At 62.9% G+C, this 25,511-nt stretch carries 27 protein-coding genes; 17 read left to right on the top strand and 10 right to left on the bottom strand.

What is annotated here, in order from left to right; all coding sequences use genetic code 11:
- Positions 1-97: 97 nt before the first annotated feature.
- Entirely contained in the window at positions 98-1,834 is a 1,737-nt protein-coding gene (locus AB9K34_RS06985; RefSeq protein WP_369953702.1) for a heparinase II/III family protein, read from the bottom strand.
- 101 nt (positions 1,835-1,935) lie between these two features.
- On the bottom strand, positions 1,936-3,207 hold the full coding sequence (locus AB9K34_RS06980; RefSeq protein WP_369953701.1) for an RsmB/NOP family class I SAM-dependent RNA methyltransferase: 1,272 nt from the start codon (positions 3,205-3,207) through the stop codon (positions 1,936-1,938).
- An 84-nt stretch (positions 3,208-3,291) separates the two neighbouring features.
- Here AB9K34_RS06980 and AB9K34_RS06975 point away from each other — a divergent pair, with 84 nt between their 5' ends.
- Positions 3,292-3,474, top strand: a complete 183-nt coding sequence (locus AB9K34_RS06975; RefSeq protein WP_369953700.1) for a DUF1674 domain-containing protein — start codon at positions 3,292-3,294, stop codon at positions 3,472-3,474.
- A gap of 29 nt (positions 3,475-3,503) precedes the next feature.
- Here the strand turns inward: AB9K34_RS06975 and AB9K34_RS06970 are convergent, their stop codons facing one another.
- Positions 3,504-3,848, bottom strand: coding sequence for a hypothetical protein (locus AB9K34_RS06970; protein WP_369953699.1), 345 nt, complete (start codon positions 3,846-3,848; stop codon positions 3,504-3,506).
- 111 nt (positions 3,849-3,959) lie between these two features.
- Here AB9K34_RS06970 and AB9K34_RS06965 point away from each other — a divergent pair, with 111 nt between their 5' ends.
- Entirely contained in the window at positions 3,960-4,553 is a 594-nt protein-coding gene (locus tag AB9K34_RS06965; RefSeq protein WP_369953698.1) for a hypothetical protein, read from the top strand.
- A 218-nt stretch (positions 4,554-4,771) separates the two neighbouring features.
- Here AB9K34_RS06965 and dapB read toward each other — a convergent pair whose 3' ends face one another.
- Positions 4,772-5,587, bottom strand: a complete 816-nt coding sequence (gene dapB, locus AB9K34_RS06960; protein WP_369953697.1) for a 4-hydroxy-tetrahydrodipicolinate reductase — start codon at positions 5,585-5,587, stop codon at positions 4,772-4,774.
- A gap of 83 nt (positions 5,588-5,670) precedes the next feature.
- Between dapB and rbfA the strand changes: the two genes are divergently transcribed.
- Together rbfA and AB9K34_RS06950 are read left to right on the top strand one after the other, a co-directional pair.
- Complete coding sequence (rbfA, locus tag AB9K34_RS06955; protein ID WP_369953696.1) at positions 5,671-6,066, top strand: 30S ribosome-binding factor RbfA; 396 nt, start codon at positions 5,671-5,673, stop codon at positions 6,064-6,066.
- 32 nt (positions 6,067-6,098) lie between these two features.
- Positions 6,099-6,803 carry a phosphodiester glycosidase family protein gene (locus AB9K34_RS06950; RefSeq protein WP_369953726.1) on the top strand — a complete coding sequence of 235 codons (705 nt, stop codon included), beginning with the start codon at positions 6,099-6,101 and terminating at the stop codon, positions 6,801-6,803.
- Positions 6,804-6,807: 4 nt separating this feature from the next.
- Here AB9K34_RS06950 and chrA read toward each other — a convergent pair whose 3' ends face one another.
- Positions 6,808-8,025 (bottom strand): chromate efflux transporter, encoded by a 1,218-nt coding sequence (chrA, locus tag AB9K34_RS06945; RefSeq protein ID WP_369953695.1) that lies wholly within the window; start codon positions 8,023-8,025, stop codon positions 6,808-6,810.
- A 186-nt stretch (positions 8,026-8,211) separates the two neighbouring features.
- Between chrA and truB the strand changes: the two genes are divergently transcribed.
- The 4 genes from truB to rpsO all read left to right on the top strand — a co-directional run bounded on the left by truB (position 8,212) and on the right by rpsO (position 11,211).
- Positions 8,212-9,120, top strand: a complete 909-nt coding sequence (truB, locus tag AB9K34_RS06940; RefSeq protein ID WP_369953694.1) for a tRNA pseudouridine(55) synthase TruB — start codon at positions 8,212-8,214, stop codon at positions 9,118-9,120.
- Positions 9,121-9,184: 64 nt separating this feature from the next.
- On the top strand, positions 9,185-9,691 hold the full coding sequence (locus AB9K34_RS06935; RefSeq protein WP_369953693.1) for a DUF1643 domain-containing protein: 507 nt from the start codon (positions 9,185-9,187) through the stop codon (positions 9,689-9,691).
- A 92-nt stretch (positions 9,692-9,783) separates the two neighbouring features.
- A complete protein-coding gene (locus AB9K34_RS06930) occupies positions 9,784-10,773 on the top strand; it encodes a calcium-binding protein (protein WP_369953692.1) in 990 nt (329 codons plus the stop codon).
- Positions 10,774-10,941: 168 nt separating this feature from the next.
- Positions 10,942-11,211: a 30S ribosomal protein S15 gene (gene rpsO, locus AB9K34_RS06925; protein WP_369953691.1), complete on the top strand. Its 270-nt coding sequence runs from the start codon at positions 10,942-10,944 to the stop codon at positions 11,209-11,211.
- Positions 11,212-11,424: 213 nt separating this feature from the next.
- Here the strand turns inward: rpsO and AB9K34_RS06920 are convergent, their stop codons facing one another.
- Both AB9K34_RS06920 and AB9K34_RS06915 read right to left on the bottom strand, forming a co-directional pair.
- A complete protein-coding gene (locus AB9K34_RS06920; RefSeq protein ID WP_369953690.1) occupies positions 11,425-12,750 on the bottom strand; it encodes an ammonium transporter in 1,326 nt (441 codons plus the stop codon).
- A 29-nt stretch (positions 12,751-12,779) separates the two neighbouring features.
- Entirely contained in the window at positions 12,780-13,118 is a 339-nt protein-coding gene (locus AB9K34_RS06915) for a P-II family nitrogen regulator (RefSeq protein WP_369953689.1), read from the bottom strand.
- Positions 13,119-13,372: 254 nt separating this feature from the next.
- On the opposite strand from AB9K34_RS06915, the gene AB9K34_RS06910 reads away from it, so the two are divergent.
- The gene (locus AB9K34_RS06910) at positions 13,373-15,607 is read left to right on the top strand and encodes a transglycosylase domain-containing protein (protein ID WP_369953688.1); all 2,235 of its coding nucleotides are present in this window, start codon (positions 13,373-13,375) and stop codon (positions 15,605-15,607) included.
- A 12-nt stretch (positions 15,608-15,619) separates the two neighbouring features.
- Here the strand turns inward: AB9K34_RS06910 and AB9K34_RS06905 are convergent, their stop codons facing one another.
- Together AB9K34_RS06905 and AB9K34_RS06900 are read right to left on the bottom strand one after the other, a co-directional pair.
- Positions 15,620-16,228 carry a phospholipid-binding protein MlaC gene (locus AB9K34_RS06905; RefSeq protein ID WP_369953687.1) on the bottom strand — a complete coding sequence of 203 codons (609 nt, stop codon included), beginning with the start codon at positions 16,226-16,228 and terminating at the stop codon, positions 15,620-15,622.
- On the bottom strand, positions 16,218-17,012 hold the full coding sequence (locus tag AB9K34_RS06900; protein WP_369953686.1) for a VacJ family lipoprotein: 795 nt from the start codon (positions 17,010-17,012) through the stop codon (positions 16,218-16,220). The genes AB9K34_RS06905 and AB9K34_RS06900 overlap by 11 nt, the downstream gene beginning before the upstream one ends.
- A gap of 190 nt (positions 17,013-17,202) precedes the next feature.
- On the opposite strand from AB9K34_RS06900, the gene AB9K34_RS06895 reads away from it, so the two are divergent.
- The 6 genes from AB9K34_RS06895 (at position 17,203) to AB9K34_RS06870 (ending at position 23,044) form a co-directional block, all read left to right on the top strand.
- A complete protein-coding gene (locus tag AB9K34_RS06895; RefSeq protein ID WP_369953685.1) occupies positions 17,203-18,927 on the top strand; it encodes a type I secretion system permease/ATPase in 1,725 nt (574 codons plus the stop codon).
- Complete coding sequence (locus AB9K34_RS06890; protein WP_369953684.1) at positions 18,924-20,225, top strand: HlyD family type I secretion periplasmic adaptor subunit; 1,302 nt, start codon at positions 18,924-18,926, stop codon at positions 20,223-20,225. The genes AB9K34_RS06895 and AB9K34_RS06890 overlap by 4 nt, the downstream gene beginning before the upstream one ends.
- Before the next feature lie 70 nt (positions 20,226-20,295).
- Positions 20,296-20,754 carry a RidA family protein gene (locus AB9K34_RS06885; RefSeq protein WP_369953683.1) on the top strand — a complete coding sequence of 153 codons (459 nt, stop codon included), beginning with the start codon at positions 20,296-20,298 and terminating at the stop codon, positions 20,752-20,754.
- On the top strand, positions 20,751-21,521 hold the full coding sequence (locus tag AB9K34_RS06880; RefSeq protein ID WP_369953682.1) for a glycerophosphodiester phosphodiesterase family protein: 771 nt from the start codon (positions 20,751-20,753) through the stop codon (positions 21,519-21,521). The genes AB9K34_RS06885 and AB9K34_RS06880 overlap by 4 nt, the downstream gene beginning before the upstream one ends.
- 45 nt (positions 21,522-21,566) lie before the next feature.
- Positions 21,567-22,754 (top strand): GNAT family N-acetyltransferase, encoded by a 1,188-nt coding sequence (locus tag AB9K34_RS06875; protein ID WP_369953681.1) that lies wholly within the window; start codon positions 21,567-21,569, stop codon positions 22,752-22,754.
- Positions 22,751-23,044, top strand: a complete 294-nt coding sequence (locus tag AB9K34_RS06870) for a 4a-hydroxytetrahydrobiopterin dehydratase (protein WP_369953680.1) — start codon at positions 22,751-22,753, stop codon at positions 23,042-23,044. The genes AB9K34_RS06875 and AB9K34_RS06870 overlap by 4 nt, the downstream gene beginning before the upstream one ends.
- 111 nt (positions 23,045-23,155) lie before the next feature.
- Here the strand turns inward: AB9K34_RS06870 and AB9K34_RS06865 are convergent, their stop codons facing one another.
- Complete coding sequence (locus AB9K34_RS06865; RefSeq protein WP_369953679.1) at positions 23,156-23,644, bottom strand: peroxiredoxin; 489 nt, start codon at positions 23,642-23,644, stop codon at positions 23,156-23,158.
- A gap of 93 nt (positions 23,645-23,737) precedes the next feature.
- Between AB9K34_RS06865 and AB9K34_RS06860 the strand changes: the two genes are divergently transcribed.
- Positions 23,738-24,949 (top strand): NAD(P)/FAD-dependent oxidoreductase, encoded by a 1,212-nt coding sequence (locus AB9K34_RS06860; protein WP_369953678.1) that lies wholly within the window; start codon positions 23,738-23,740, stop codon positions 24,947-24,949.
- Complete coding sequence (rsmD, locus tag AB9K34_RS06855; protein WP_369953677.1) at positions 24,946-25,509, top strand: 16S rRNA (guanine(966)-N(2))-methyltransferase RsmD; 564 nt, start codon at positions 24,946-24,948, stop codon at positions 25,507-25,509. Before AB9K34_RS06860 ends, rsmD begins: the two co-directional genes overlap by 4 nt.
- The last annotated feature ends 2 nt before the right edge of the window (positions 25,510-25,511 follow it).

The raw sequence follows: 25,511 nt of genomic DNA, 5'->3' as shown, positions 1-25,511 counted from the left end.
ATCCAATTTGCTGCGGGATAGAACCGTGGATTTCAAACGCAACAGGGTTTCTGCCACCCGGCCCTGTCACAGCGGAGGGAATGCCCGCCAACCGCGCTCAGACATCATCGCCCGGCTCGTCGTCCTGATGCAGATCGCGTATCGCGATGGCGGTGTCCCGTGCCTTGGCCAGGGTCCAGCGGATTCGGGTTTCAGGGCCGACCGCGTGAGCGGACACCACGATCTGCCGCGATCTCGTGGGTTCCAGATGCGTATCGTCCAGATAGACCCCCGGCTGCAACGAAAGATGCACCCCGTTGTCGGTCCGGAACTCCCAGCTTTCTCCGCTGCGCAGAGTCATCGTTACGACGGCGGCAGCGGGGTCGAGTCGGGCCTGGACCTCGGGATGCAGGTGCCAGCGGACGTCAAAGCCGATCCCGGTCTGCGGGCCTTGCTGCAGAGCGCGATCAAAGCGCCGCTTGTGCGCGCGGTCTATGGCCAACAGCATATCCTCGCCAGACAGGCTCCGACCGTCAAAACTCAGGTCGAGCCGCCGCGCGTGTGTAAGACCGAATTGCGCCACATACCCGTCATGGCCGCCCCAGAACAGCAGGCCGACCGGGCGCTCGGTCATCTCGACGGGCACATTGCGCGGTCCGTCGATCAAAGCGCAGCGCCCTGTTTCATACCCGCTCGTGGCAATCCGGGCACTGGAATACCCGGTCAGCCCCAGCGTCGAATGCGAGGGTGTCGCCCGCCCCGCGCGCCGCCACTGATCGCCGAAAACGGCACCAGAGCCGCAGTTGACGATCATGGGCCGTCGGCCCGAAGTCAGTTCGAATGCCAGCGTCGACGCATGCCCCGTAAATGCCGCCGCGCCCGCCGGCGGCGGCGCCGCATCCACGATCACACTGGTACGGCCTGCGGCCAGCCGCACATAGCCCATCGCGCGCGCGTCAATCGGTCTGGGTTTCACCCCGCTTGCCGCCAGCGCATGATCCAACCGGCCATTCAATCCGCGACCGCCACCATGAAACCGCGCCAGCCCGCCGTCGGCATGGCGCAATGCGCGCAGCGTGGGCGCGATCCGCGCGATTGCCGCGCTGTGCCCTGTCGGCACCGCGCGACCGGCACGATGCAGGTCAGCAGCGGTCCAGGTGAGAAGTGTAAAGACCCTCAACAACTCTTCGGGATTGCGCGTCGGCATGCCGCCTGTCGCGTCGATCTGCGCGTCGCACTCCCGCGCCAGAAGCGGAACCGCCGGATCTGCCAGCGCCGCGCGCCCCTCCATCGACAGGGCGGCGACGATCAATCCCGACAGCGCTTCGAACCGGGGAACACCCGGCGCTGCGCTCTGCGCGCGTCTGGACAGGAACCAGCATTGCCGCGACAGGGCGCGCAGGAAAAGGTCTCGGTCGGACTCGCCCCGACCGTGCAACAGGAACGCCGCGTGATTGACCCAGCGGATCGCCCGCCGCCCCGTCAGGGCCGGGGTCCAGCCGGGCCCGCGACCGCCCTCGAACCGACCGATCCAGTTCCAGAGCCAGTCCTGCGCCGTGGAGCGGGCCCGCGCATCCCCTGCTGCCGCAAGATCGTCGAGCCATCCGAACCCGTGCCGTGCGGCGTCAAACCCCGTTGTCGTTGCAGGCACGTCCCACAGATCACGTCCACGGATCTCGACAAGCTGCCCGGCCAGCAGACAACGACCCGCCAGAATCTGCCGCCCACGGGTGACAGAGCCGAAACCGCGCGGCTCGGGGTCGGAGACAAAACCGCGCGCGCCCCGATGACCACGCGCCATCCAGGCATGGAGCCGATCGAGGCCCCGGGCTGCCAATCTGTGCGGGCCTGCCATGCTGCCTCGCCCTGACCGCTCTGCGGTGTCTTTATGCGTTTCGTCTCGTATCTCGTGGCAGTAGTCGCAACCGGCGCCGGACGTTTGTCAACAGGCCTTGGTCAGGCGGCGGGTTCTTTGCGCAGCAGCGCCATGTAAAACCCGTCCATTCCGCCCCGGTCGGGCCAGTAATCCGGCCGCAGGCGCAAACCGCCCTCTTCGGTGATCCACGCCGGGTCGATGCCCGGACGCGAAAGGGCCGCGCGATCGGTCCGCATGTCTGCAAACATGTCGAGCGCCTCTTCGACCTGCACCTCGCCTTCGTCAGGCAACAGGCTGCAGGTACAGAACACCATCCGCCCGCCCGGCCGCAGCAAGCCCCAGGCATGCGCCAGCATCCGGGTCTGCAACTCGATCAGCGCGCCGAATTCCGACCCGTCCTTGGCATGGGGCAGGTCCGGGTGACGGCGGATCGTGCCGGTTGCCGAACAGGGCGCATCCAGCAGGATCGCATCATACTGACCCGATTCTTCGAGCACGTCGGCGACCCGCGTTTCGGCACGCAACCCGGTGCGCGCGAGATTCTCCTGCAAACGTTTCATCCGCTGCGCCGAACTGTCCACCGCGACCACATCCGCCCCGGTGGCGGCGAGTTGCAACGTCTTGCCGCCCGGAGCGGCGCAGAGATCGAGCACGCGCTCGCCCGGACCCACAGCCAACAGCGTTGCCGGCAAAGCGGCAGCGGCGTCCTGGACCCACCAATCGCCCGCGCCATAGCCCGGCAATGCGGTGACCTGCCCCGGTGCCGCCAGTCGCAGCGACCCGGTGGGCAATGCCGCGCCGTCCAATGCCGACAGGTCTGCCCCCGGCTTGCCGGTGACATCCAGCGGTGCGCCGGCGAAATGCGCGGCTTCCATCATCGCCACGGCTTCGGGACCCCAGGCCGATACCAGCGGCGCGCGCAGCCATTTTGGCAGGCGCGGGATGCGCAGCCTGGTCCAGGCGTCCGGTCCATCCGCCGCGATCTTGCGCAGGACGGCGTTAACCATCCCCTTGAGCTGTCCATGTCGTCGATGCCCGCCAACGATCTGAACCATCGCGTTCACCACGCCATGCGCAGCCTCGCCCCTGCACAGCTCGACCGTTCCCAGACGCAGGGCATTGCGCACGGTCAGCGGCGGAGTCTTGCGCAGATGCCGCTGCAACAGGCGGTCGGCGCGCTCCAGGCCCCGAAGCGTTTCAAGCGCAAGGCGCTGCGCCCGCGCGCGCTCTTCCGGGGCCAGCCGCTCCAGAGCGCCCGCGGACAAGCATTCGGCCATCAACCGCCCCTCGCCGAGCACCTGATCGAGCAGGTAAATTGCGCTGCGCCTTGCGCCCAGAGCGTTATCGGCCATCCGTCCTTCTCCGCAAATCTACCGCGTCCCTTGTCAGACACGGACCCGGGCGTATATCACGCATCAGGCATAAAGGAACCCGCGATGACCGAGACTCCGAACCCCGACCTGCCGCCCGCCGCGCAGCGCGCTCTTGCCGAGGCTGAAGAGCGCCGCAAGCGTGCCGCGCTCAAAGCGCCCCTGCCAAAGGAGCTCGGAGGCCGCGACGGTCCGGAACCCGTTCGCTATGGCGATTGGGAAAAAAAGGGCCTCGCGGTCGATTTCTGAACGGCGGCTGAAAAGCGCCGACGTCGCGGTTAATACTGCTCCAGATCGACCGGTGCAGCCGTTGTCGTGGCACTCGATTCCGATCCGCCATCCCCGACAAGAACCCCGACGATCACAACGGTCGCGACAAGCGCCGCTGCGGCTTCAGGCGTCAGCGCACCCGCAAGAGCCGTGGGAACCTGGCCTGCGGCCTGTGCCTCGCATGTGACCTTGATCGAGCCATCCGGCAAGGTCACGGCACCCAGCACGACGCCCGCTCCACAGGCCAGACGCGCCTGTGCCTGCGTCAGCGGGGCTGTTGTCTGGGACTGCGCCTGCGCCGCGAGGCCTGCTGCAAATACACCGGCGATCATGATGCTAGAAAATTTGGCCATGCCCTCTCACTCGAATCCTGTTAGACTATGACCAACGATAGCGCGACGCGACGCAACGGGCAACGCAGGGCGCGAAAAACAGCTTATCTACTTGCAGGAGACCATTTCAACATGACCGCATTTCGGAAACTGGGAATTGCCGCCACTCTCGTCGCCGCAACGGGAACCGGCCTGCCCGCATTTGCTCAGGCGGTTCCGCCGCTGGTCTACACGGTCATCCTCCCCGCCGGTGGTTTCGGATCGAACAACTACACCGAGGTCGTTACCGGCGGCATCGCGGCGGCCCAGCAGTTCTGCGCCGAACTCGACAATGAGTCCTACAGGGTCGATTGCCTTGCCGAACGCCTGGGTCAGATTGCGGACGGTATCCCGCGAAACACCGATTACGACGAGGTGCGCGATATTCTGCGGGACACCTCTGACCAGCTTGAGAATCTTGCCCGCCGCAACCGTGATACGTCGCAGATGCGCGGACGCGCCACCCGACAGGCCACCGACACCTCGCCCGAGATTCGCACCTCGCGCCCGCTCACGCCGGTTGCTCCGCAGGCCCAGGCACAGGTGAACCAGCAGGCAAGTGCCATCCTGAGCAATACCGAAACCCTGCTGCTGCGCAGCGCCTCAGGTTCCGAAAGCAAAAGCCAGCAATACAGCCGCATTGCCGAAGCCCTGGGTTCGAGCAAGGTCCTGCTCCGCTCGACCTGATCCGCCCGGGAGACCCGTGGTATTCGCGTCCATTGCGGCACGGGGGCTGACGTTGGAGATGTGAGTTCTTACCGGTTTGCGTCCAAGTGAAACACTTGGGTCGTGACCTGTGGACGGCGATGGGGTTCGTGGCGCAACCTGTGCCTTTCGGTCGCCGGATTGCCCGACCCGCGGCGCTCAGGATCATATCGACAGGTCGCTGCGCGAAAACTTGCCGATCAGTCGTTCAGACCAAGAACATCTATCATGTCATAGGCACCCGGAGCCTTGCCCTGCCCCCACAATGCGGCGCGCAGGGCGCCACGGGCGAACACCGCGCGGTCGGTGGCGACGTGGCGCAGCGTGATCCGCTCGCCGGGTGCGGCGAACAGCACGTCATGTTCGCCCACGATGTCACCGCCCCGGATCGCGGTAAAGCCGATGTGACCGCGTTCGCGCGCGCCGGTAATACCGTCGCGACCACGATCCGCGACATCGGACAGGGCAACACCGCGCCCCTCTGCCGCCGCCTCGCCCAGCATCAGAGCGGTGCCGGAGGGTGCATCCACCTTGTGACGATGATGCGCTTCGATGATCTCGATATCGAAATCCTCGCCAAGCGCCGCCGCCACCTTTCGGGTCAACTGTGTCAACAGGTTGACGCCAACACTCATGTTGCCGGCCCGCACGATCACCGCATGTCGCGATGCCGGCGTCAGCGCCGCGATCTGCGCATCCGTCATCCCGGTTGTCCCGATCACATGGACCAGCCGCGCCTGCGCTGCGAGCACTGCAAAATCCAGCGTTGCCTGTGGCGCGGTAAAGTCGATCACCGCCTGCGCCCGGGCAAAGGCCTCGAGCGGATCATCGGTCACCGCGACTCCGAGCGCGCCGCCGCCCATGGCGGTGCCGATATCCTGCCCCACCCATGCGTGACCCTCGCGTTCGACAGCGCCGACAAGCTGTGCCTTGTCGCTTTCGGTGATGATCCGCACCAGCATCTGGCCCATGCGGCCCGATGCGCCCGTTACAACAATACCCGGCTTATGTGTCATTGCGCGTCACTCCATTGCGTCAGGTGCTGTTATCCGGTTGCGGCCCGCTTGGCAAAGCCTCTGCGACCGCTTAGATCAGGATCATGGCAAAGAACAAATTTCACGATGGTCCCGGCCCGTCCCAGCGGCAGCTTCGCGTCGGCGAACTGATCCGGCGCACCCTCTCCGAAGTGCTGGCCCGTGGCGACGTCCACGATCCCGACCTCAACCGCATGTCGATCACCGTGGGCGAGGTCCGAACCTCCCCTGACCTGCGGGTTGCAACCGCCTATGTGCTGCCCCTTGGCGGGCAGGGCCAGGACGAGGTTCTGAAGCTGCTGGCCCGCAACAAGGGGGAACTGCGTCGGGCGGTGTCCAAGAAACTGGCACTGAAGTTTGCCCCGGACCTGCGCTTCCAACTGGATGATACGTTTGACCGCATGGACGATACACGCAGGATGCTGAACCAGGACGCGGTCCGCCGCGACATCGAAGGGTGAAGCGAATTGTCGCCTCCCTGCTGACCCTTCTGATGGCCCCGGTCGCCGCAACGGCGCAGGATTGCCGCGATATCGAACATGGCGGCAACGGCTATACGGTCTGTGACATCGACATGACGCAGGCCGACTTGCGCCTGTTTCTCCAAGACGACACCGGCGCGTTGTACGGGCATTTTTCCAGCATCGACTCCGCACTTGCCGGATCGGGCAAACGGCTCGCCTTTGCGATGAACGCGGGCATGTATCACGATGACCGCACGCCGGTGGGTCATTATCTCGAGAATGGTATCGAGACAAAACGCGTGATTACCAATGAGGGGCCCGGGAATTTCGGGCTTTTGCCGAATGGCGTGTTCTGCATTCGCGAGGGCCGCGCGGATGTGTTCGAAACGCTGGCCTTTGTCGAGGCGCAACCAGCCTGCAAATATGCCACGCAATCCGGACCGATGCTGGTCATCGACGGAGAGTTGCACCCGCGGTTTCTCGTCGACAGCACGTCGCGCTATGTCCGCAATGGCGTCGGAACCAGCGCCGATGGCAGCCGGGCCGTGTTCGTCATTTCACGGAACGCGGTGACATTTCATGAATTCGGCAGCATGTTTCGCGATGCTCTGAACCTGCCCAATGCCCTCTATTTCGACGGCAACATCTCGCGCCTGTATGCCCCGTCCATCGGTCGCAATGACCTGGGTTTTCGGCTGGGGCCGATTGTCGGGCTGGTGGTGGACGCGGAATAGGCGTTCAGAGCGGCCCGAGCACGATACCGCCGACGCCGACGAGCACCACAACGATCCAGGGGGGCGCCTTCCAGACGGTGAGCAGCAGGAACCCCGCAAGCGCCAGCGCAAAGTCGCGTGGAGACAGGATGGCGCTGGTCCAGACCGGATCATAAAGCGCCGCGCCGAGGATCCCCACCACCGCCGCATTGGCCCCGCGCATCGCCGACTGCGCCGCAGGGCGCACGCGAAACACGTTCCAGAAGGGCAGCGCGCCAATGAGCAACAGGAATCCCGGCAGAAAGATCGCCACCAGCGCGACGGCCGCCCCGGCGATCCCGCCAGGCGGCGTTCCCATGATCGCGCCAAGATAGGCAGCAAAGGTGAACAGCGGCCCCGGAACCGCCTGCGCTGCGCCGTAACCGGCAAGAAAGGCATCGTTGGACACGCCGCCAACGCCCGCCACTTCGGCCTGAAGCAGCGGCAGCACCACATGCCCTCCGCCAAAGACCAGCGCCCCGGCGCGATAAAAGCCATCGAACAAGGCCAAGCCCGGCGCGCCTGAGGCCACGAATGGCAACAGAACCAGAAGCGCGACGAAAAGGACGAGTGACAGGATGCCCGCCCGCTTTGAAACGGCAAAGGCCAGATGCCCCTGCACAGGGGCCTGCGCCTCGCGGCACAGGACCAGACCCGCCGCAGCGCCGGCCAGAATGGTGGCGATCTGACCCTGCGAGCCCCCCACAAACACCACGAGAAGCACGGCGGCGAGCGCGATCCCGGCCCGCGCGCCATCCGGCGCAAGGCTGCGCGCCATGCCCCAGACCGCCTGCGCGACCACCGCAACCGCAACCACCTTGAGGCCATGGATCAACCCAGCCCCCACCGGTCCGTCAAAGGCAGCAGCCCCCAGCGCAAACAACACCAGTATCAGCGCAGAGGGGAGCGTGAACGCCACCCACGCGGCCAGCGCCCCCAACGGCCCGCCACGCAACAGACCGAGCGCGAAACCGACCTGGCTGCTGGCCGGGCCGGGCAGAAACTGACACAGCGCCACGAGATCGGCATACCCCGCCTCGTCGATCCACTTGCGCCGCGTGACCAGTTCGTCGTGAAAGTAGCCAAGATGGGCAACCGGCCCGCCGAACGAGGTCAGGCCCAGCTTGAGAAAGGCCCGAAAAACCTCGCCCGGTGACCCGCCAGGCTTGGTCTGCCCGATCACGGTGGTGGCATGTTTCGTCATTGACCCTGTCGCTTCTTCAGGCATCTCCGGTACCGGATCTAGAATTGCCTGATCCCGGGCGCAACCGGACAGATGCGTCAAACACGAGGTAAAGTTTCGTCCGCATCTTGCGCCGGCATCCGGCGGGGTTTGACAGCCCTGCCCGTCTCGGCTACGCCGCCGCATCCTGAACCACGCAGAGGCACCATGGGACGCAAACGCAAAGGCCGCGACATTTCGGGCTGGCTGGTCATCGACAAGCCCGCCGGGCCGACCTCAACCGCTATCGTGAACAAGGTCCGCTGGGCGATGAACGCGCAAAAGGCGGGGCACGCGGGGACGCTTGATCCGGCGGCGACCGGCGTGCTTGCCATTGCGCTTGGCGAGGCGACGAAAACGGTGCCTTACATAACCGACGCGCTCAAGGCGTATACATTTACCGTCCGGCTTGGGCAGTCGACCAATACCGACGACGCCGAGGGCGAGATCATCGCACAAAGCGACCTGCGGCCCACCGATGAAGAGATCAAGAATGCGCTGAACGCGTTTGTCGGCGATATCCAGCAGGTGCCGCCGCAATTCTCGGCCGTCAAGATCGACGGGGAACGCGCCTACAAGCGCGCGAGGGACGGGGAAGACATGGAACTTGCCGCCCGTCCGCTCTGGGTCGAGCAGCTGATCCTGACAGACCGGCCCGATGCCGATCACGTCACGCTGGAAATGACATGCGGCAAGGGCGGTTACGTGCGCAGCATCGCGCGCGATCTGGGCAAGGCGCTCGGGTGTCTGGGGCATGTCGTGTCGCTGCGGCGCATCTGGTCGGGGCCGTTCAATGCCGAGGACGGCCTGTCACTGGAGCGAATCGAGGAACTGGCGCGGACGCCTGAACTAGACGCCCATCTGCAACCGCTCGAAGTCGGCCTCTCCGAACTGCCCGAACTGCGCTGCACCCCCGAAGGAGCGACGCGGTTGCGCAACGGCAATCCCGGCATGGTCTTTGCCTCGGATGTGGAATACGGCGACGACGCCTGGGCCTCGCAGGATGGCAAGGCGCTGGCGGTGGGAGTCTACAAATCGGGCGAACTGCACCCTGCCCGCGTGTTCAACCAATCATGAGATCCGGCAGCAAGAGGCCACCCGGGCTCTTTTCCCGTCGGTTCATTCTGGCTAAACCCGCGCTATGATAACCCGATCTCACACCAAGGGGGATGCCCCCTCGACCGCCATCTATTCCGATTGCGAACGCTATCGCTATAGCCTCACGCGGGTCTGGGATGCAGCGGGCAAGCGGGCGCTGTTCGTGATGCTGAACCCCTCGACCGCCACCGAGATTCAGAACGACCCCACCGTCGAACGCTGCGAAAGGCGGGCACGCGCGCTTGGTTTCGGCGCGTTTCAGGTGACCAACATATTCGCCTGGCGCGACACCGATCCCCGCGCCATGCGCGCCGCCGAGGATCCCGTCGGGCCGGAAAACGACGCGGCGATCCTGGCCGGGGCCGCATGGGCCGATCAGGTGATCGCCGCCTGGGGAACGCACGGCGCGCACCTGTCACGCGGCGATACGGTTGCCACATTGCTGCGCGGTACGGGACGCCCTCTGTTTCACCTCGGGCTGAGCAAGACCGGACACCCGAAACACCCGCTTTACATCGCCTATAGCCAACAACCGGAACCGTGGATCTGATAACCCGCGCTTAACCCTGAGGTCAGCTTTGCTTTGACCCGGACCCCACCGGCATGTCCTAATTCACCGGACGTATTCTGTGGAGAGTTCCGATGTTGATGTTGGCTGGGTTGCTGGGGTTGCTTGCGGTCGGCGGCGCGGCCATGGTCGTTGATCTGTCTGCTGAACCCGACGAAGAGTCCGGGGAGGACATGGGGCCGGAAACCGAAGATGTCGCAACCGGTGAATCCACCGCTGAAATCGTGCCGATCGACCAGATCCTGTCAGGCGGCTCGGCGGCTGAACAGATCGCTGGCGACACCGGGAACGATCAGATCAACGGATATGGCGGGGCCGATTCGATTCATGGCGGTGCCGGAGATGACGACCTGCACGGTGCTGCGGGTGACGACACCCTCTTTGGCGGTGACGGCAACGACACTCTGCATGGCGAGGACGGTCAGGATATGCTCAGCGGTGACATGGGTGCGGACCTGCTCTTTGGCCATGGCGGTGATGACCTGATGCGGGGCGGCGAAGGTGAGGATGTCCTGCAGGGTGGTGACGGCGACGACCTTCTGCATGGCAACGGGGACGACGATGCGTTGCATGGCGGCATGGGCGATGACGTATTGGTCGGCGGTGACGGACAGGATACCCTGTTTGGCGGTTTCGGCGACGACCTTCTCATCGGGTCCGATCACGAAGATCTTGCGGATGACGAAACCGTGGATTACCTCAACGGCGGCGATGGCGACGACACGCTGATCGGAGCTGGTGGAGATGTGTTGTCCGGAGGGGACGGGGCGGATCGCTTTGTCCTTGATGCGCATGACACCGCCGGGGATGGGCAGGAGTCCGAGGCCATCCGCGTGATGGATTATGAGGCCGACGACGACCAGATAATGGTGATGTCCGATCTCGAACAGAACGCCGAGCCGCGAATCGAGGTGATCGCCGATGAAGAGACCGAAGGTCTTAGCCATATCTGGATCGATGGCACCGAAGTTGCCAGCGTGATGGGGGGCTCCACCTTGAGCGCCGATGATATCGTCATCGTGGATCGCGCAACGGGAGTCACCTTGGGTCTGGGCAACGGCTGACCACGGATCGCATCGCAAAACCCTTTGCCTTTGGTGGAAAACGCGTCTATACGCCCCCATCCCTGACGACTCGCGCCCATCGCGATTGGCAGGGACAACTCTCCATGGGCCTGTGCTGGACGACATCCCGGCCTGCGCCATTCATTCCAACCTGCAAAGGAGACCCCGATGTCGATTACGCTGGAAGAAAAATCGCGGATCATGAAGGAATTCGCAACCAAGGAAGGCGATACCGGTTCGCCGGAAGTCCAGGTTGCCGTTCTAAGCTCGCGCATCGCGACCCTGACTGAACACTTCAAGACCCACAAGAAAGACAATCACGGCCGTCGCGGCCTGCTCAAGATGGTCGCCCAGCGCCGCAAGCTGCTCGACTATGTCAAGCGCAAGGACGAGGCCCGCTATCAGGACCTGATCAAACGTCTGGGCCTGCGCCGCTAACGCGTGACATCCCGTCCGCGCGTCCGTTTCAGGGCGTGCAGGAACGGGAAACCCTGATAAAGACAAACACCCGCCGGAAACCCGGCGGGTGTTTTGCGTTCAAGGTTCATGCTGTTTTCACGCAGATCCGCAGCGCGCGGGAGCGACCGGCAGGGTCAAAATGAGAAGGCCCCGGTGCAATGCGCCGGGGCCTTCTCAACAAAGAGCATGACGTCAGCCCTTGGAGAATTCCGGATACGCTTCCATGCCCAGCTCCGCCATGTCGAGGCCGTTGATCTCTTCCTCTTCTCCCACACGGATACCCAGGGCCGCCCGGAGGATCAGCCAGGCCACGGCTGAGGTCACGACCACGAACACACCGACCACGAGGATCGCATAAATCTGTGTGATCAGCGACGCATCGGGATTGGTGAAGACCACCGCGATGGTCCCCCAGATGCCTGCGAAAAGATGGACCGGAATGGCACCGACCACATCGTCGATGCGGAGCCTGTCAAGGAATGGCACCGCAAAGACCACGATCACCCCTCCGACAGCACCGATAAATGTCGACGACAACAGCGTCGGTGTCAGCGGTTCTGCGGTGATCGAAACCAGACCGGCGAGAGCACCGTTCAGGATCATCGTGAGGTCCGGCTTCTTGTAGAGCAGTTGGGTCAGGATCAGCGCAGCCACCGCACCCGCCGCCGCGGCAGCGTTGGTATTGACCAGAATACGGCTGATGTCGGCGACATTGCCCGCCGTGTCCATGTAGAGTTGCGAACCGCCGTTGAACCCGAACCAGCCCATCCACAGAATGAAGGTGCCCAAGGTCGCCAGCGCCAGATTGGAGCCGGGAATCGGGATCACGCGGCCGTCCTTGCCGTATTTTCCGATGCGCGGCCCGAGTATCAGAGCGCCGGTCAGCGCCGCCCAGCCGCCAACCGAATGAACCACTGTCGATCCGGCGAAATCAAGGAACCCGGCATTGTCGAGAAAACCGCCCCCCCATTTCCAGCTGGCCTGGATCGGGTAGATCAACGCCGTCAGGATCACCACGAAGATCAGGAAGGGCCACAGCTTGATGCGCTCGGCCAGCGCACCCGAGACGATCGACGCGGTCGCCGCACAGAACATCAACTGAAAGAAAAAGTCCGAGCCAACCGACGCATAGGTGAGATCCGGTTCTGCCCCGCTCAACCCGACTGGTTCAAGGCTGACCACCGAAAACGCACCAAGCATCCCCGGAATGGCCCATCCATCACCCGGATACATCAGGTTGTAGCCGATCACGAAATAAAAGACCGCCGCCAGCGAAAAAAGCGCCATGTTCTTGGTCAACTGCATGGTGACGTTCTTGGATCGCACCAGCCCGGCTTCGAGCATCGCGAACCCCGCAGCCATCCAGAACACCAGCACACCCATCACGATGAACATGAACGTGGTCAGGATAAAGCCCAGTTCGGCATTTGTCGGCGTTACATCCGCCTCTTGCGCCAGCCCCAGCGACGGCAACGCGACAAGCGCGGCTGCTGTGGCAATCGTTTTGGTCGATGTCATTGTCTCAATTCCCCTTTTCCACCGCGTTTTCACAGCGCGTCTTCGTCGATTTCGCCGGTGCGCACGCGAATGGCCTGCTCCACGTCGAGCACGAATATCTTGCCGTCCCCGATCTTGCCGGTCTTGGCGGTTCTGGTGATGGTTTCGACCACCTGCTCCGCCATTGCCGCACTGACAACGAGTTCAAGTTTGATTTTGGGCACGAAATTCACCGCGTATTCCGCGCCGCGATAGATTTCGGTATGACCGGATTGCGATCCGAACCCTTTGATTTCAGTCACCATCATGCCGCGCACTCCGGATTCGGTCAGCGCCTCGCGGACCTCTTCCAGCTTGAACGGCTTGATTGTCGCTATGATGAGTTTCACCTCGATCCCTTTCCTTTGCAGGCTCCCTGCGTGCAGACACCCCGAGCAAAACGCCGCGATGCAGCGTTGCAAATGGCTTGGGCACCCGAAGCGGGCACCAAACGCGGAAAGATGCACAATTTTTGCACTAAATTTGGCGGTTGACTGTTTTTTGATCATTTGGGAAATGGCATATCCCGATCAATCGGAGGCTCAACAAACCGTCTCAGGCGATGTAGTGTCACCCCAAACACAAAGGCCGAGCAGGGCTGAGCATGACAAACAAGACACCACGCAAGCCGCCTTTGGTAGCCGACAAGCGGTATTCATCCGGGCAACGGAAAACCCGCACGACAACTGCGACCAAGACGCGGAAGACACCACAAAAGGCCAAACCGGCCCCGCGCAAGCGTCAGGCGACCCGCCGCAAATCCGGCGGAGGTGGCGGATTGTTCGGCTTTTTCCGACGGCTGATCGGATGGCTTCTGCGGCTGGTCTGGAGCGTGACGTGGCGCGTCGGGTCGGTCGTATGCCTCATCATCGCGCTGTGGGTCGGTTATATCTATACGACCTTGCCGGACGTGACCGAATTGCTCGACGGGCGCGCGCGCGGGTCGGTGACCATGCTCGATCGCAACGGTGATGTGTTTGCCTGGCGCGGCGATCAATTCGGCGGCGTCATCACGACCGAGACCGTCTCGCCCAATATCCGCAACGCCATCGTCGCGACCGAGGACAAGCGGTTCTACCGGCATTTCGGCGTCAGCCCGCGCGGTATCGCCAGCGCCGTTCGAATCAACCTGAGCGAGGGGCGCGGCCCCTTGTCCGGTCACGGCGGCTCGACGATCACGCAGCAGACCGCCAAGCTGCTGTGCCTTGGCGATCCCTATGACCCTGCATCCGGAATGAGCGAAGCCGAATACGAGGCCGATTGTCGTCGCGGCACGCTGCAACGCAAGATCAAGGAAGCTGTGTTCGCGCTCGCGATGGAGGTCAAATATTCCAAGGATGAAATCCTGACCATCTACATGAACCGGGCCTTTCTGGGCGCGGGTGCACGTGGCTTCGAGGCGGCGAGCCAGAGGTATTTCGGAAAATCCGCGTCCAACGTCACCCCCGCCGAGGCGGCAATGCTGGCCGGATTGCTGGTGGCCCCGACCCGGTATGCCCCCACCAACAGCCTGACCCGCTCGCAAAACCGCGCGACGGTCATCGTGGGGCTGATGGAGGATCAGGGCTATCTCACCGCGGCAGAGGCCGAGCAGGCGCGCGACCATCCGGCACAGCTTTCGGAAGCGGCCGCCGAACGAGCCGGCGGGTATTTCGCCGACTGGGTCATGGCCGCCGGTCCCGAGTACTTTACCCGCAACACCACCGAGGACGTGATCATCCGCACCACGCTTGACCGACGGCTTCAGGCCGCGGCGGAAGAAGCGATGCAATACGTGTTCGAAAACAAGGTGCGCTCAGGCTCCAAGGCACAGGCGGCAATCGTGGTCATGTCTGCGGATGGCGCGGTGCGCGCGATTGTCGGCGGGCGCGAAGCCAAGGTCGCCGGCGCATTCAACCGCGCGGTTCAGGCCAAACGCCAGACAGGATCGGCGTTCAAGCCATTCGTCTACGGGGCCGCGCTGGATCTCGGCTATTCGCCGCTGGATACGGTGATCGACGAACCGTTCTGCATGGACATTCCGGGATCCGGACAGTGGTGTCCCCAGAACTATACCAAGAACTACAAGGGGCGGGTGACGCTCGTGGACGCCCTGAAAGACTCGCTCAACATTCCGGCGGTCAAGGTGTCCGAGCGCGTCGGGCGCGAACTGGTGCGCCAGGTTGCCAGCCAATTCGGCCTCGAGAGCGATCTGGCGGCGGGGCCGGCCCTTGCGCTTGGCGCGTCCGAGAGCACGTTGATTGAAATGACCGGCGCTTATGCCGGCATTCTGAATGGCGGCTCCGCCGTGACGCCATATGGGCTGACCGAGTTGAAGCTGCTCGGCGAACGCGACGCGCTCATGGGGACCGAGGGCGGGATCGGCGAGCGCGTCATCCAGACCAAGGCCGCCGAAGAACTGATCTGGATGATGGAAAAGGTGGTTTCCGAAGGCTCGGGACGGCGCGCGAAATTGCCGAACTGGGAAGCTGCCGGCAAAACCGGAACCACTCAGGCCGCGCGCGATGCATGGTTCATCGGATTTACGTCGCAATATGTTGCGGGTGTCTGGATGGGCTATGACGACAATACGCCGCTGAGCGGTGTGACCGGCGGCGGGCTTCCTGCCGAGATCTGGCACGAAACCATGATCCGGGTGCATCAGGGGCTGGCGCCGACGCCGCTACCGATGCGCGCCCCGGCAGGTCCGGTCGAAAACCGCGACGGCGGCGTTCCCCGCCAGAGCGGCTCGGGTGGAACCGGCTTTGGCGGGGTCGTGGACAAGGTATTGCGCGACATTTTCGGTGGCGGCGGTGGCCGTGGCGGCAATCAAAGCCCGCAGAACTTCAATGACCGATAGGCGCGAAGGCGCCTATCCGAGCTTGGAAAGGTCTGCTGTCAACTGATCGATGTTGCCCTTACGTCGATCAAGCATCGCACCGATCTCGGTCCGCTCGGTCAGCAACAGGTTCACACCTTCGATGAACATGTTGAAAAACTTGTCGCGGCCGGATTTGTCGGACACGAGGAATGTGACCTCAAACGGTGCTTCGCCGCGCAACTTGGCAATGCTGCGAATCTCGTAACCGCTCTTGATCCTGCGGGTCGAAGTGACCTCGACCGTGCCACCGATGAACTCGCGAAAGCGTCGGCCGTATTTGCGCGCGATATATCCCTGAAACGCCTGGGTAAACGCGTTCAACTGGGCCTGGCTCGCGCTGCGCGCATCATTGCCAAGCGCATAGCGCGCCATGATCGACACATCGGCGAACTGAACGAAAATGCGTTCGAAATCGCGAATCATCGCACTTTCGGATTTGCCCGAAGCGATGACGCGATTGATTTCGCCGACGAGTTGGTCGACCAGTTTCTTCGCTCCGGCCTCGGTTAGCGCAAGCGCCGGCATCGGCAGGGCCGCAACGCCGGCGAAGGCAAGAGCCGATCCCAGAAAACTGCGGCGCATCAGAGGTTTATTCGGCATAGGGGTCTGCATAGGAATCCTCGTATGGGTCGGTGTCGGATGTTGCATAGGGATCTACATAGGTATCCCCACTGTTGCCTTCCAGTTCAAAGCGGCGATTCTGCAAATAGATCACGCGCGCGACCGCGTAGCTGTCTTCGCTTTCGTACAGGATCGAGTCGACCGTATCCGAATATCTGCCCCGCGCACTCAGCCGCTCAACGACGTTGGCATAGAAACCGACATTTTCGATCGGCCGGGTGGGCGCAAAGGTCAGGGGATTGGTGAAGAAATCGACCAGCACACCGACCGAATCGCGCTGGGTCGACGGGCCGAAAAACGGCAGTTCGATATAGGCGCCCTCTTTGACCCCCCACGCTGCGAGGGTCGCGCCGAAATCGGTTTCGGTTTCCGGAATACCGAACTCGGATGCGGGATCTGCCAGACCGGCGAATCCGATGGTCGAATTCATCAGGAATCTGCCGATGGAAATCCCCGCCTGTTTCAGATTCCCCTGAAGCAAATAGTTCGCGGCATCGCCGGGTTCGGACAGATTCCTGGCAAAACTGTTGAAGCTGTCTTCGATCGGATCAGGGATAATCTTTGTATAACCCCTTGCAGCAGGCCGAAAAAGCAGCTTGTCCACTCCGAGGTTGAAACGGTGGACCTGGCGGTTGTTCTTCTCGTAGGGATCAAAAGGCACGGCGCTGTCGCGTTCGTCGGGATTGCGAACCGTGCAGGCCGACATCAGGGACAGGCAGAGACCGGCAATGATCAGGGTCTTTGCGCGCGGAGGCAGGTTCATGGAAATCGTGTCCGTTTTCGGTGTGAGGTAATCAAGTGGCAACTCACTAATGCAAACAGGGTAGGTTCACACTCGCTCCAACTTCACTTAATGAAATTGTGGCAGTTTGGAAACAGGCCATGTAAGCGCTCCGCATGAAGATGCCGCTTGCGGACCCAAAAAGAGATTAACAGGACAGGGCAGATTTCAGATGATGACAAAGCCGGGGCGCGACGAACTCCGAGAGGCACTCCGTCAGGGGCGCACGCTCTTCTGGGTTGTCGGCATATTCAGCTTTTTCGCGAACCTGCTGATGCTCACCGGACCGCTTTACATGCTGCAAGTCTATGATCGGGTACTGGGCAGCCGGTCCGAGGAAACGCTAGTGGCGCTGACGCTGCTGGTCGCGTTTCTCTACGGTGTCATGGGCGTACTCGACTATAGCAGAGGCCGCATCATGGCGCGGGTCGGAGCGCGGTTTCAATCGGCGCTCGATCACCGTGTGTTTGACGCGATGGTGCGCCGTTCCGCCGTCGCCCAGGACCCTGCCGCGCAGACGGGTCTCGCCGACCTGGAAGCGGTGCAGCGGCTGATTTCGTCGCCGGTCCTGATGGCCGCGTTCGACCTGCCGTGGACACCGGTTTTCCTCGCCGGGATCATCCTCTTCCACCCCTGGCTCGGGATACTGGCCCTTTCGGGTGGCGCGGTACTGATCGTGATCACCCTGCTGAACCAGCTGTTTTCACGCGGCCCGCAGATGCAGGCCAATTCCGCGACCCACCGCGCGTCGATGCTGTCTGAAGAGATCCGCAACGAAGCCGAGATGATCCAGAGCATGGGGATGCGGGGCGCGGCTTTCGAACGGTGGAAATCGGCCCGCGATGCCTCGCTCGAGGAAAGCATCGGCGCCAACGATGTCGGCGGTACATTCACGTCGATGACCAAGACGCTGCGGCTGTTCCTGCAATCCGCGATGCTGGGTCTTGGCGCCTATCTGGTGTTGCAGAACGAGGTAACGGCGGGCGCGATGATCGCGTCTTCGATCCTGCTGGGCCGGGCTCTGGCTCCGATCGAACTGGCCATCGGTCAATGGCCGCTGGTGCAGCGTGCGACAAAAGGCTGGAACACCCTTGCCGACCTGCTCGAGAAGGTTCCGCCGGAAACGCAGCGCACCGAATTGCCGGTGCCCAAGGCGCGGCTGGATGTGCAGGCGCTTACAATCGTGCCGCCGGGCGAAACCCGCGCCTCGCTCAAGACCGTGAGCTTTCGCGTCGAACCCGGTCAGGCCGTGGGCGTGATCGGCTCGTCCGGGGCAGGCAAATCGACGCTGGCGCGCGCGCTCACCGGCGTCTGGAGACCCGCTGGCGGTTCCATTCGCCTGGACGGCGCATCGCTCGACCAATATGCGCCCGACGATCTGGGGCGCTATATCGGCTACCTGCCCCAGAGGGTGCAGTTGTTCGACGGAACAATCGCAGCAAACATCGCGCGCCTCAGTGGCCAGCCCGACAGCAAGGCGGTTGTTGCAGCCGCCAAGAAAGCCGACGCCCATGACATGATCGTCAAGCTGCCCGATGGTTATGACACCCGTGTATCGGCAGGCGGTGGACGCCTCTCCGGCGGGCAGATGCAACGAATCGCGCTGGCCCGGGCACTTTATGGGGAGCCCGTCATCATCATCCTGGACGAGCCGAACTCGAACCTCGACAACGAAGGCTCGATGGCGCTGAACAAGGCGATTCGCGACCACAAGGCAGCCGGCGGATCGGTCCTGATCATGGCGCACCGGCCTGCGGCGATTCAGGAATGTGATACCCTGCTGGTGATGGACAACGGCACCCGCGCCGCCTTTGGTCCCAAGGACAAGGTGCTGAAAGAGATGGTTGCCAATCACGAACAATTGAAGAAATCGTCCTCGATGGGAGGAGTCCAATGAGCGCGAACAAGTGGTCGGCCCGCAAACCCGTTCTGTTTGGGCTTCTCGGACTGCTGCTGCTGGTGGGGGGATTCGGCACATGGTCGGTGGTGTCCAACATCGCCGGCGCGATCATTGCGCCCGGGCGCCTCGAAGTGGACCGCAACCGACAGGTCGTTCAACATCCTGACGGCGGTGTGGTGGCGGAGATCCTCGTGGATGAAGGCGACAGTGTCACCGAGGGCGCGGTTCTGATCAGGCTGGATGCCAAGTTGCTGTCGTCCGACCTTCTGATTACCGAGGGCCAGCTTTTCGAGCTCATGGCCCGCCGCGGGCGTCTCGAAGCCGAGCGCGACGGCGCAGAGACCATCACCTTTGACCCGGAGTTGATCGAAGCCGCGCGACTCCGCCCGGAGATGCAGGGGCTCATCGACGGGCAGGAGCGGTTGTTCAAGGCACGCAAGGACTCCATCGAAAAGGAAGCTGAACAGCTTGAAAAACGCCGGGGGCAAATCCAGGAGCAGATCAAGGGCATCCGTGCCCAGCAGGATTCGCTCGAACGCCAGATCAGCCTGATCAGCAAGGAACTCGCCAACCAGAAATCGCTTCTGGACCGTGGCCTTGCGCAAGCGGGCACGGTGCTGAACCTGGAACGCTCGGCTGCCGATCTTGACGGTACGCTGGGCGAACTTATCGCCTCCGAAGCGCAGGCCGAGGGCCGGATCACCGAAATCGACATCGAGGTTCTGAAGCTCGTCACCAAGCAGCGCGAAGAGGCGATCACGCGCCTGCGCGACCTGCAATACCGCGAACTCGAACTTGCCGAACAGCGGCGTTCTCTGATCGAACGGTTGAACCGGCTCGACATCACCGCTCCGGTTTCGGGGATCGTCTATGGTCTCACGGTGCAGACGCCGCGCTCGGTGATACGCCCCGCCGACCCGGTTCTGTATCTCGTGCCGCAGGATCGGCCGCTGGTCATCGCCGCACGTGTGGAGCCGATCCATATCGACAAGATTTTTGTCGGCCAGCCGGTCACGCTGCGGTTTTCCGCACTGGATCAAAGGCAGACGCCGGAACTGTTCGGAACAGTTACCCATGTTTCGGCTGATGCGTTCGAGGACAGCAACACCAGCGCGACGTTCTATCGTGCCGAGATCATGCTGGAGGAAGGCCAACAGAACAGGCTGCCAGAGGGGACGATCCTCATTCCCGGCATGCCGGTCGAGACCTTTATCCGCACCGATGCGCGCACACCGCTCGCCTATCTGGTCAAACCCCTGGCAGACTATTTCACCAAGGCGTTCCGCGAATCCTGACTTCGGGCTTTTCGCCGCCGCCGAACCCGGCTAGCGTCCGCGCGCAACACGACTTCAAAGGGGACCCGCCATGAGCATCGAAGACAAACTTGCCGAGCTTGGTGTGACATTGCCAGACGCGCCGGCGCCGGCAGCCAATTATGTACCATTCGTCACGATCGGCGACACCGTCTATGTCTCGGGCCAGATCGCCAGCGATGCGAACGGTCTGATCGTTGGCAAGCTGGGTGACACGATGGATGTCGACGCAGGGGCCGTCGCGGCCAAATCCTGTGCGATCAACCTGCTGGCGCAGGTCAAGGCGGCCTGCGGCGGCAATCTCGACCGGTTGGTCCGGGTGATCAAGCTGACCGCCTTTGTCAACTCGACCCCCGACTTTACCGACCAGCCCAAGGTGGTGAACGGCGCTTCGGATTTCCTTGTGGAGGTGTTGGGCGATGCGGGCCGGCACGCTCGCGCCGCCGTCTCCGCTGCGGCGCTGCCCCTGGGGGTCGCGGTCGAGATCGACGGCATTTTCCAGATCAAATGACGCCACGCCTGCCCAGGGCGTTCACGGAAACCCCAATCGCCCATCGTGCATTGCACGACATCGCGGACGGGCGCCCGGAAAACAGCCGCGCCGCCATTCGGGCGGCCATCGCCGCGGGGTATGGCATCGAGATCGACCTGCAACTGACCGCCGACGCACAGGCGCTCGTGTTTCATGACTATGAACTCGCGCGCCTGACCGAACAGTCCGGCCCGGTGCGCAAACTGACGATGGACGAAGCATGCCGGGTGCCGCTCCGTCATGGCGACGGGGAAGCCATACCGACCCTGACCGAGATCGTCGCGCTGGTGGCTGGCCGGGTGCCGCTGCTGGTCGAGATAAAGGATCAGGATGGCGCAATGGGCACAGGGATCGGGCCGCTGGAACAGGCCACGGCTGCGGCGTTGCGGGGTTACTCCGGCCCTGTTGCCGTGATGTCATTCAACCCGCACAGCGTCGCGAAAATGGCAGAACTGGCACCCGATCTGCCACGCGGCCTGGTGACCAGCGGCTATGATCCCGCAGAATGGCCGTTGCCGGTCGCAACCTGTGAGCGGCTGCGGAACATTCAGGACTTTGCCAGCTCAGGGGCCAGCTTCATCAGCCATGACAAGGCGGATCTGACCCGTCGTCGCGTTGCAGATCTGCGCGCGGCAGGAACCCCGGTGCTGTGCTGGACCGTACGCTCGCACCGCGAGGAGGCAGAGGCCCGCCGATATGCCGACAATGTGACCTTTGAAAGGTATCTGGCGCCTCTTGCGGGTTGATCCGGCGTCTGCCGTGACCAGATATAGGTCACGCGCGAGGAACAGATGGACCAGGCACAGATCGAAATAGAAGTGATCGGCTCGCTGTCGCAGATTGCGCCAGACGACTGGGACAGTTGCGCCTGCCCGGAAGCCGCGGATGGCGGTCGTCCGATCGACCCGTTCACCACCCACCGCTTCCTGTCTGCGCTCGAAGACTCCGGATCCGTCGGACGCGGAACCGGTTGGCAGCCGCAATACCTGACCGCCTATCTCGACGGAATGCTGATTGCCTGTGCCCCGCTCTATGCCAAATCGCATTCTCAGGGCGAGTACATTTTTGATCACAACTGGGCACATGCCTATGAACGCGCGGGCGGGCGATACTATCCCAAACTCCAGATCGCGGTGCCGCACACCCCCGCGACAGGCCGGCGGTTCCTGGTACGACCCGGCTATGACGAGATCGGGCAGTCGGCGCTGGTGCAAGGTGCGGTTCAACTGGCGGCGGACAATCAGCTGTCATCCCTGCACGTGACCTTTTGCACAGAGCAGGAGGCCGCCGCCGGTGAAAAGATGGGGCTTATGGCCCGCGCCAGCCAGCAGTTTCACTGGCTGAACGACAGCTATGCCGATTTCAACGCTTTCCTCGCAAGCCTGTCGTCACGCAAGCGCAAGAATATTCGCAAGGAGCGCGCACAGGCCAACGGTTTTGGCGGCGACATCCATGTCCTGACCGGCGATCGGATCGAACCCGGTCACTGGGACGCGTTCTGGGAATTCTATCAGGACACCGGCGCGCGCAAATGGGGTTCTCCCTACCTGACACGACAGTTTTTCGAACAGGCGCAAGCGCACCTGCGCGACGACCTGGCGCTGGTTCTGGCAGAGCGGAATGGCCGTTGGGTCGCGGGCGCTTTGAACGTGATCGGGCGCAATACGCTCTTTGGGCGCTATTGGGGCTGCATCGAACATCACCCCTGCCTGCATTTCGAACTGTGCTATTATCGGGCTATCGACTTTGCCATCGCGCAAGGCATGACGCGGGTCGAAGCCGGGGCACAGGGGGAACACAAGCTGGCGCGCGGCTATTTGCCAACCCAGACTCACAGTCTGCACTGGGTTGCGGATCCAGGTTTTGCCGGGGCGATTGCCAATTATCTCAGGGCCGAGCGTGAAGCCGTTGCAGACGAGATCGAAATATTGACCGAATACGGTCCGTTCAGAAAACCACAGGTGGAGGAACAGCAATGACCGAGAAACTGTCCGACGAAGCACGCGGCCCTCTGCTGGGACCATTGCTCAAGACCGGCTGGTCCATGTGCGAAGGCCGGGACGCCATAGAAAAGAAATTCGTGTTCGATAATTTCATAGATGCGTTCGGGTGGATGACCCGGGTCGCGATCTGGGCGGAAAAATGGGATCATCATCCGGAGTGGAGCAATGTCTACAAGACCGTGAACGTGGTTCTTACCACCCACGACGTCGGCGGGCTGAGTGCTCAGGACGCCAAGCTCGCCCGCAAGATGGACAGCCTGATCTAGGCGCTGCGGCGCACTGGCCACGCACGATCTCTACCATCCCGATCGCCATTCCGGGCGGCGAGGATGAAAGCTGCGGTCATCGGGAAGCGGCCCCCGATGACCGCGGTGTCACTACATCGACTCAAGCAGCGCTTCGCCGCCCGACACGTCGCAGACACCGGGGTTTTCCTCGACCTGCAACAGCGAGACAGTGCCGTCCTCGACCAGCATCGCATAGCGCCGCGAACGGGCGATCAGCCCGGCGGGAGGCGCGTCGAAATCCATGCCGATTGCCTTGGTGAACGCGCTTTCCGGATCGGACAGCAAGGTCAGCCCGGCCTCTTCCGCGCCGGTTGAGTCGCCCCAGGCCTTCATCACGAAAGGGTCGTTGACCGATACACAGATGATCTCGTCGACGCCCTTGTCGTCGAACTGCGACTTGGTGCGGATAAAGCTGGGCATGTGCGAGGAATGGCAGGTGGGCGTAAAGGCTCCGGGAACCGCGAAAATCACGACTTTGCGTCCCTTAGTCTTGTCCGCGAGCGAGACCGCTTCGGGTCCATCCGCCCCCAATGCGACCAACTTTGCCTCGGGCAGTTTCTCTCCGGTGGAAATCGTCATGCTGAGTTCCTTTCTGAAATTTCGTTTGCGCCAGTGTCACATTTAGGATTTGTGAGCAACGGAACAACCACTTGCAAGGGGCGATGTAGACAGATGAGCCATATCGTTGTGATCGGGGCCGGTCAGGCCGGGGCTTCTCTGGTGGCCAAACTGCGCAATAGCGGATTTGAGGGCGAACTGACGCTTATCGGAGCCGAACCTGTTCCGCCCTATCAGCGGCCACCACTCAGCAAGGCGTATCTGCTCGGCGACATGGAACTGGAGCGCCTCTACCTGCGACCCGAGAGCTTTTACGCCGATCAGAACATAACGCTGCGCACCGGTGCCACCGTGACGGCAATCGATCCGGCGGCCAGAACGGTGGCAATCGGGGACGAGGTGATCTCCTATGACCAACTCGCGCTGACCACGGGGTCGGAACCGCGCCGGCTGCCAGCCGCGATCGGTGGCGACCTGGATGGTGTTCATGTGGTGCGCACCCTGTCGGATGTCGACGCCATGGCGTCTGCCGTCACCGAAGGCGCCCGTGCGCTGATCGTCGGTGGCGGGTATATCGGGCTTGAGGCGGCGGCGGTTGCTGCCAAGCGCGGAGTCAAGGTGACGCTTGTCGAGATGGCGGATCGCATCCTGCAACGGGTCGCCGCGCCCGAGACCAGCGATTATTTCCGCGCGCTGCACAGCGGTCATGGCGTAGAAATCCGCGAAGGAGTCGGGCTGGATCGCCTGAATGGAAGCGATGGCAGGGTCGTTGGGGCGGTCCTGAGCGATGGCAGTGAAATCGACCTTGATTTCGTGATCGTCGGCGTTGGCATCGCGCCGTCTGGCGCGCTCGCCGAACAGGCCGGGCTGACCATCGACAACGGCATTGCGGTTGACGAGATGGGCCGGACCTCTGATCCGTCGATCTGGGCGGCGGGCGATTGCGCGTCCTTTCCCCATGCGGGCGGCCGCATCCGTCTCGAAAGCGTCCCCAACGCCATCGATCAGGCGGAATGTGTTGCGGAAAACATGCTTGGTGCGGCGCGGCCATATATTCCAAGGCCCTGGTTCTGGTCGGATCAATATGACGTGAAATTGCAGATCGCGGGGCTGAACTCGGGCTATGATCGCGTTGTGACGCGCCACGGCGACAAGGGCTCGGTTTCGTTCTGGTACTATGCCGGCGACACGCTGCGTGCGGTTGACGCGATGAACGATCCCCGAGGTTACATGATTGGCAAACGCCTGATCGAGGCGGGAAAGTCGCCCGCCCCGGACGACATTGCCAACCCCCAAACCGACCTGAAATCGCTGCTGCGCCCGTGAGGATCATCGCCGGACGTTTTCGCGGGCGGGCTCTGGCCCCTGTTGGCAAGGGCGATTCCGCAGCGCATTTGCGGCCGACGACGGACAGGGTGCGAGAAAGCCTGTTCAATGTGCTGGCGCACCGCCATGACCTTGAGGGCGCGCGGGTGCTCGATCTTTTTGCGGGCACGGGCGCGCTCGGTCTCGAGGCGCTGTCGCGCGGCGCGGCACATGTCACATTCGTCGATGACGGACGCGCTGCCGGGCAATTAATCCGCAGGAATATCGAACTGACCCGCAGCGAAGGCCAAACCGATCTGTTGCGCCGCGATGCGACGCGGCTCGGCCCCTGCCCCGGCACGGTCTGCGATCTCGTGTTCCTTGATCCGCCCTACGGCAAATCGCTCGGACAAAAGGCGCTTGCCGCTGCGCTTGAAGGTGGCTGGATCGCACCCGCAGCTTTGATCGTCTGGGAAGAAAGCGCCCCAATGCCGGCACCCGAAGACTTCACCCTGATCGACACCCGGAAATACGGCGACACGCATGTGACCTTGCTACAGGCACCCGGCGGCGCGGCCTGAGC

Origin of the sequence: Sedimentitalea sp. XS_ASV28 (assembly GCF_041224545.1) — a bacterium.
Taxonomy (GTDB): Bacteria; Pseudomonadota; Alphaproteobacteria; order Rhodobacterales; family Rhodobacteraceae; genus Sedimentitalea.
The sequence above is the reverse complement of the archived record's forward strand: the minus strand, read 5'-3'. Positions and strand labels throughout refer to the sequence as shown.

Bases quoted from the DNA above. Each gene is read 5' to 3' on its own strand.
- AB9K34_RS06985 (WP_369953702.1), bottom strand. From the start codon at position 1,834: ATGGCAGGCCCGCACAGATTGGCAGCCCGGGGCCTCGATCGGCTCCAT.
- AB9K34_RS06980 (WP_369953701.1), bottom strand. From the start codon at position 3,207: ATGGCCGATAACGCTCTGGGCGCAAGGCGCAGCGCAATTTACCTGCTC.
- AB9K34_RS06975 (WP_369953700.1), top strand. From the start codon at position 3,292: ATGACCGAGACTCCGAACCCCGACCTGCCGCCCGCCGCGCAGCGCGCT.
- AB9K34_RS06970 (WP_369953699.1), bottom strand. From the start codon at position 3,848: ATGGCCAAATTTTCTAGCATCATGATCGCCGGTGTATTTGCAGCAGGC.
- AB9K34_RS06965 (WP_369953698.1), top strand. From the start codon at position 3,960: ATGACCGCATTTCGGAAACTGGGAATTGCCGCCACTCTCGTCGCCGCA.
- dapB (WP_369953697.1), bottom strand. From the start codon at position 5,587: ATGACACATAAGCCGGGTATTGTTGTAACGGGCGCATCGGGCCGCATG.
- rbfA (WP_369953696.1), top strand. From the start codon at position 5,671: ATGGCAAAGAACAAATTTCACGATGGTCCCGGCCCGTCCCAGCGGCAG.
- AB9K34_RS06950 (WP_369953726.1), top strand. From the start codon at position 6,099: ATGGCCCCGGTCGCCGCAACGGCGCAGGATTGCCGCGATATCGAACAT.
- chrA (WP_369953695.1), bottom strand. From the start codon at position 8,025: ATGACGAAACATGCCACCACCGTGATCGGGCAGACCAAGCCTGGCGGG.
- truB (WP_369953694.1), top strand. From the start codon at position 8,212: ATGGGACGCAAACGCAAAGGCCGCGACATTTCGGGCTGGCTGGTCATC.
- AB9K34_RS06935 (WP_369953693.1), top strand. From the start codon at position 9,185: ATGATAACCCGATCTCACACCAAGGGGGATGCCCCCTCGACCGCCATC.
- AB9K34_RS06930 (WP_369953692.1), top strand. From the start codon at position 9,784: ATGTTGATGTTGGCTGGGTTGCTGGGGTTGCTTGCGGTCGGCGGCGCG.
- rpsO (WP_369953691.1), top strand. From the start codon at position 10,942: ATGTCGATTACGCTGGAAGAAAAATCGCGGATCATGAAGGAATTCGCA.
- AB9K34_RS06920 (WP_369953690.1), bottom strand. From the start codon at position 12,750: ATGACATCGACCAAAACGATTGCCACAGCAGCCGCGCTTGTCGCGTTG.
- AB9K34_RS06910 (WP_369953688.1), top strand. From the start codon at position 13,373: ATGACAAACAAGACACCACGCAAGCCGCCTTTGGTAGCCGACAAGCGG.
- AB9K34_RS06905 (WP_369953687.1), bottom strand. From the start codon at position 16,228: ATGCCGAATAAACCTCTGATGCGCCGCAGTTTTCTGGGATCGGCTCTT.
- AB9K34_RS06900 (WP_369953686.1), bottom strand. From the start codon at position 17,012: ATGAACCTGCCTCCGCGCGCAAAGACCCTGATCATTGCCGGTCTCTGC.
- AB9K34_RS06895 (WP_369953685.1), top strand. From the start codon at position 17,203: ATGATGACAAAGCCGGGGCGCGACGAACTCCGAGAGGCACTCCGTCAG.
- AB9K34_RS06890 (WP_369953684.1), top strand. From the start codon at position 18,924: ATGAGCGCGAACAAGTGGTCGGCCCGCAAACCCGTTCTGTTTGGGCTT.
- AB9K34_RS06885 (WP_369953683.1), top strand. From the start codon at position 20,296: ATGAGCATCGAAGACAAACTTGCCGAGCTTGGTGTGACATTGCCAGAC.
- AB9K34_RS06880 (WP_369953682.1), top strand. From the start codon at position 20,751: ATGACGCCACGCCTGCCCAGGGCGTTCACGGAAACCCCAATCGCCCAT.
- AB9K34_RS06875 (WP_369953681.1), top strand. From the start codon at position 21,567: ATGGACCAGGCACAGATCGAAATAGAAGTGATCGGCTCGCTGTCGCAG.
- AB9K34_RS06870 (WP_369953680.1), top strand. From the start codon at position 22,751: ATGACCGAGAAACTGTCCGACGAAGCACGCGGCCCTCTGCTGGGACCA.
- AB9K34_RS06865 (WP_369953679.1), bottom strand. From the start codon at position 23,644: ATGACGATTTCCACCGGAGAGAAACTGCCCGAGGCAAAGTTGGTCGCA.
- AB9K34_RS06860 (WP_369953678.1), top strand. From the start codon at position 23,738: ATGAGCCATATCGTTGTGATCGGGGCCGGTCAGGCCGGGGCTTCTCTG.